Annotated in this window: 5 protein-coding genes; 2 read left to right on the forward strand and 3 right to left on the reverse strand. The window is 58.0% G+C overall.

Features of this window, described 5'->3' with window-relative positions:
• Positions 1-226: 3,4-dihydroxy-2-butanone-4-phosphate synthase (locus JO226_RS14690; protein ID WP_293602287.1), on the forward strand; the 226-nt coding region annotated here is incomplete at its 5' end.
• Positions 227-414: 188 nt separating this feature from the next.
• A complete protein-coding gene (ygiD, locus tag JO226_RS14695) occupies positions 415-1,203 on the forward strand; it encodes a 4,5-DOPA dioxygenase extradiol (RefSeq protein ID WP_293602288.1) in 789 nt (262 codons plus the stop codon).
• 38 nt (positions 1,204-1,241) lie between these two features.
• On the opposite strand, the gene JO226_RS14700 is transcribed toward ygiD, so the two are convergent.
• From JO226_RS14700 to JO226_RS14710, 3 genes are all read right to left on the reverse strand, one after another.
• Positions 1,242-2,402: a glutathionylspermidine synthase family protein gene (locus tag JO226_RS14700; RefSeq protein ID WP_293602289.1), complete on the reverse strand. Its 1,161-nt coding sequence runs from the start codon at positions 2,400-2,402 to the stop codon at positions 1,242-1,244.
• A 2-nt stretch (positions 2,403-2,404) separates the two neighbouring features.
• The gene (locus JO226_RS14705) at positions 2,405-3,067 is read right to left on the reverse strand and encodes a DUF1190 family protein (RefSeq protein ID WP_293602290.1); all 663 of its coding nucleotides are present in this window, start codon (positions 3,065-3,067) and stop codon (positions 2,405-2,407) included.
• A gap of 182 nt (positions 3,068-3,249) precedes the next feature.
• Positions 3,250-4,176 (reverse strand): TolC family outer membrane protein (locus tag JO226_RS14710; protein ID WP_293602291.1); only part of this gene is annotated, 927 nt, incomplete at its 5' end.

Here is a 4,176-nt window from a genome sequence, read left to right on the forward strand (position 1 = left end):
GGCGGGCGGCGTGTTGACCCGCGGCGGCCACACCGAAGCGACTATCGACCTGGTAACACTTGCCGGTTTCAAACCTGCGGGTGTGCTGTGTGAACTGACCAACGACGACGGCACCATGGCGCGCGCGCCGCAGTGTATCGCGTTTGCCCGTCAGCACAATATGCCGGTGGTGACGATCGAAGACCTGGTGACTTACCGCCAAAAGCATGAGCGTAAGGCCAGCTAAGCGGCGTTATAAGCGCACGCGCCAGAAGAAAGCCGGGATATTCCCGGCTTTTTTGTCATTTTATTCTGAATCTCCCACCAGATGTTCAAACTTCCTGATAATGATCATCATGCTTCTCCGGGTTTCTCTTGTACCGAAAGGGCGTAATCTACGTTCAATAACCCGATACCTCCTGTAAGGAAATCCTTATGTCTGCTCCTCGTATGCCCGCACTGTTTGTCGGTCACGGTAGCCCGATGAACGTACTGGAAGATAACGTTTATACCCGCACCTGGCGTCATCTCGGCGATACATTGCCGCGTCCGAAAGCGATTGTGGCCGTTTCTGCGCACTGGTTTACGCACGGCACCGGGGTGACGGCCATGGAATCGCCGAAGACGATTCATGATTTCGGCGGTTTCCCGCAGGCGCTGTATGACACCCACTATCCGGCGCCGGGGTCACCTGAACTGGCGCAGCATCTGGTGGAACTGCTCGCGCCTGTGCCGGTTGCGTTGGATAAAGAAGCGTGGGGGTTTGATCATGGCTCCTGGGGCGTGCTCATCAAAATGTATCCGGATGCGGATATCCCAATGGTGCAGCTCAGCATCGACAGTACGAAGCCGCCGATATGGCATCTGGAGATGGGGCGTAAGCTCGCCCGCCTGCGTGATGAGGGCATTATGGTGGTCGCCAGCGGCAACGTCGTGCATAACCTGCGCACCGCGCGCTGGCACGGTGAGAATACCCCGTACCCGTGGGCGACGTCGTTTAACGAATTTGTGAAGGCCAATCTGACCTGGCAGGGCGATGCACAGGCGCATCCGCTGGTTCACTACCTTGAACATGAGGGCGGCTCGCTGTCGAACCCGACGCCGGATCACTACCTGCCGCTGCTGTATGTGCTGGGAATGTGGGACGGTCAGGAGCCGATTACGTTACCGACAGACGGCATTGAGATGGGGAGTTTAAGCATGTTGTCGGTGCAGATTGGGTAAAACAGGCCCGGCAGGCGTTGCGCTGCCGGACCGGGTTATCACTCGACAAAAATATGCGGGTAAAAGCGGGACAGATCCTGGGTGATCAGCGCTCTGTCTTCGCGAATACCGATACCCGCTGGTTGATCGTTGATAAGCCAACTGCCGATAAGCGTGTAGCTATCGCCGAATTTCGGCAGCGGACAAAACGCCTGCACGATCATCCCTTCCTCGCCGTAGGGCCCTTCAACGGCCTCCAGCACGGTGCCGTTTTCCACGATAGAGATGTTCGCCCCTTCGCGGGAGAAAATAGGTTTAACGACGTATTTTTCCAGCGGTGGGTGATCGTCTTCGGCAAAATACGCGGGCAGCAGGTTCGGGTGGTCCGGGAACATCTCCCACAGCATCGGCAATAGCGCCTTGTTGGAGATAATGCTCTTCCAGGCCGGTTCCAGCCAGCGCACGCCTGCGTCTTCCAGCTTGGTGGAAAACACCTCGCGCAGCATGAACTCCCACGGATAAAGCTTGAACAGGTTGCCGATCACCTGATCCTGCAGATCGGTAAACTGACCCTTCTCGCCAAGGCCGATGTCCTCGATGTAGAGAAACTCGCTGGCGACGCCCGCCTCGTTGGCGCAGTCCTGCAGATACTGTACGGTGCCGCGGTCTTCTACCGTGTCGCGACAGCAGGCGAAGTGCAGCAGATTGAAGCCGAACTGCTCACGCAGTTGTGCAAACCGGTCGATCAGCTTCTCCTGCAGGCTGTTGAACTGGTCGCTGCCTGCGGGCAGCTTGCCGGCATTAAGCTGGTCTTCCAGCCAGATCCACTGGAAGAACGCCGCTTCGTACAGCGAGGTTGGCGTATCCGCGTTGTTTTCCAGTAGCTTTGGTTCGCCGACGCCGTCCCAGGCCAGATCGAGGCGAGAGTAGAGTGATGGCTGGTTCGTTTTCCACGACTGGCGCACAAAACCCCAGGTGTGCTTCGGAATGCGGAATTTGGTCATCAGCGCATCGCTGTCGATAACCTTCTCCACCACCTTCAGGCACATCTGGTGCAGTTCTGCGGTGACCTCTTCGAGCTTGTCCACCTGGGCTAAGGTGAGCTTGTAGTAAGCCTCCTCGCTCCAGTACGGCTCGCCGTACATGGTGTGAAAATTAAAGCCGTACTCGGTGGCCTTATCACGCCAGTCTGGGCGCTCGACAATACTGACTCGTTCCATGCTTAGCCGCCCATTGAGCGCGTGGTGGTGCCGGAGGCGCTACGCTGCATGGTGGACTGTTTCGCCACGGAATCGCCAAAGCCGCCGCGGGTAACGGTGCTGGTGGTCGCCGGTTTCGGCGCCATGGCGGTTTTCGGCACCGTCATGGTACGTCCCGGTTGCGCCGCGCCATAGCCTTTGCCGCTGGCGTCGGTGTACTGACCATAGGCCGGGCTTGCCGGGTTTTTCGAGCTGAACAGCGGCTGCTGCTGCATGCCGCCGCTCATCAGTCGACCCATCATGTAGCCTGCCATCAACGGCATCCAGAAGCTGCCGCTGCTTTGCGCCTGCGCCTGGTTTACCGGCGCGGTGCCCGCCTGGGCTGGGGTCTGCTGGCACTGGCCTTCGCCGAATTCGGCGACGCAGTCTTCACGAGAGGCGTACTTCGGCGCGGTGCGTTCGGCTTCTTTCAGCGCGTTGTTGAAGGAAGCGGTACACTCGGCGCTTTTGCCCGGGTTCGCTGCCGAGCAGTCATCCGCATTCTGATACAGCGAGACGGTTTCGTCGGTTTTTTCACAGCCAGCCAGCATAAAGACGGCAGTGATAGCCAACGCGACCGGCGTAAGGTGGCGCGCGCCCCAGTTCTTACGGAACGAGGCGTGATTAATTGATTTTGTCCGTTTCATTAATACTCTTCCTGGACCCAGTGGTAAGCGCCTAGGATAGAGGATGGGTGGTCGAAAATGAAGCGATGAGGGGGAAAAGGCCGGAGGCTTTACGTTGCCTTACATTTAGTTGTGCGCCGATAAAGAAATCGGGCCTGCAGAGTATGCAGGCCCGATGTCGTTTACGCGGCAACCGCCATCAGTTAGTTGCGAAACGGATTCGCGCTTTTGCTGCTGGAGGCGCTGGTGGTCGTGGTGTGAACGGCCGCCGGTTTGGCTGCCGGCGTCGTGGTGCTGTAACCATCAGCGCTGGCGTCCTGCTGCGGGTTTTCCGGCGCAACGGTGTCCGCTGACGTCGAAATCGGTTTACCCAGGGTGCCGTTCAGCGCCAGCAGGTCGTTCTCATTGAGCGTACCCAGCGCGGATTTGATGTTCAGCTGGTTGATGAGGTAGGTGTAACGCGCGCTGGAGAGCTGTTGCTTCGCGTTGTACAGCGTCGTGGTCGCGTCCAGCACGTCCACGATAGTACGAGTACCGACCTGATAACCGGCTTCCATCGCGTCTAATGAGCTCTGCGCAGAAACGACCGCCTGTTTGTAGGCGTTGATGCTGCTGATGGAAGCGTTAATGTTGTTAAAGGACGAACGTACAGTTTGTACGACGCTGCGGTGTGCGCCTTCCAGCTGCTCGCTGGCGCCGACAAAGTTGTACTGCGCCTGTTTCACCTGCGAGGTGACGGAACCGCCGCTGTACAGCGGCAGGCTGAAGTTCAGGCCAATCTGGTTCTGACCGATATTGCGGTCGGTATACTGGCTGCTGGTCGCGCCGGTGTTGGTGTTGCTTCCACTATATTTGGTGTCAGTCACGCCACTTGATGCCGTCAAATTCAGTGTCGGCATATGACCCGTTTCAGCGAAGCGAATCTGCTCACGCGCCAGATCCTGGCTCAGACGCGCCTGCAACAGCAACAGGTTGCGGTTTTCCGCTTCCTTCAGCAGGGCATTTACCGCCTGCGGTTTGTCGGTCTTGAAGTTGGTCACGTTCAGTGACGCCAGCTCCGGATAGTAGTTGCCGGTTATCTGACGCAGCTGTTCTACCGCGTTGTCCAGATTGTTGCGGGCGGTCACTTC

Origin of the sequence: Pluralibacter sp., from assembly GCF_019237635.1 — a bacterium.
Classification (GTDB): Bacteria; Pseudomonadota; Gammaproteobacteria; order Enterobacterales; family Enterobacteriaceae; genus Enterobacter_B.

Coding starts and splice junctions, on each gene's coding strand:
- JO226_RS14705 (WP_293602290.1), bottom strand. CDS start 3,067: ATGAAACGGACAAAATCAATTAATCACGCCTCGTTCCGTAAGAACTGG.
- ygiD (WP_293602288.1), top strand. CDS start 415: ATGTCTGCTCCTCGTATGCCCGCACTGTTTGTCGGTCACGGTAGCCCG.
- JO226_RS14700 (WP_293602289.1), bottom strand. CDS start 2,402: ATGGAACGAGTCAGTATTGTCGAGCGCCCAGACTGGCGTGATAAGGCC.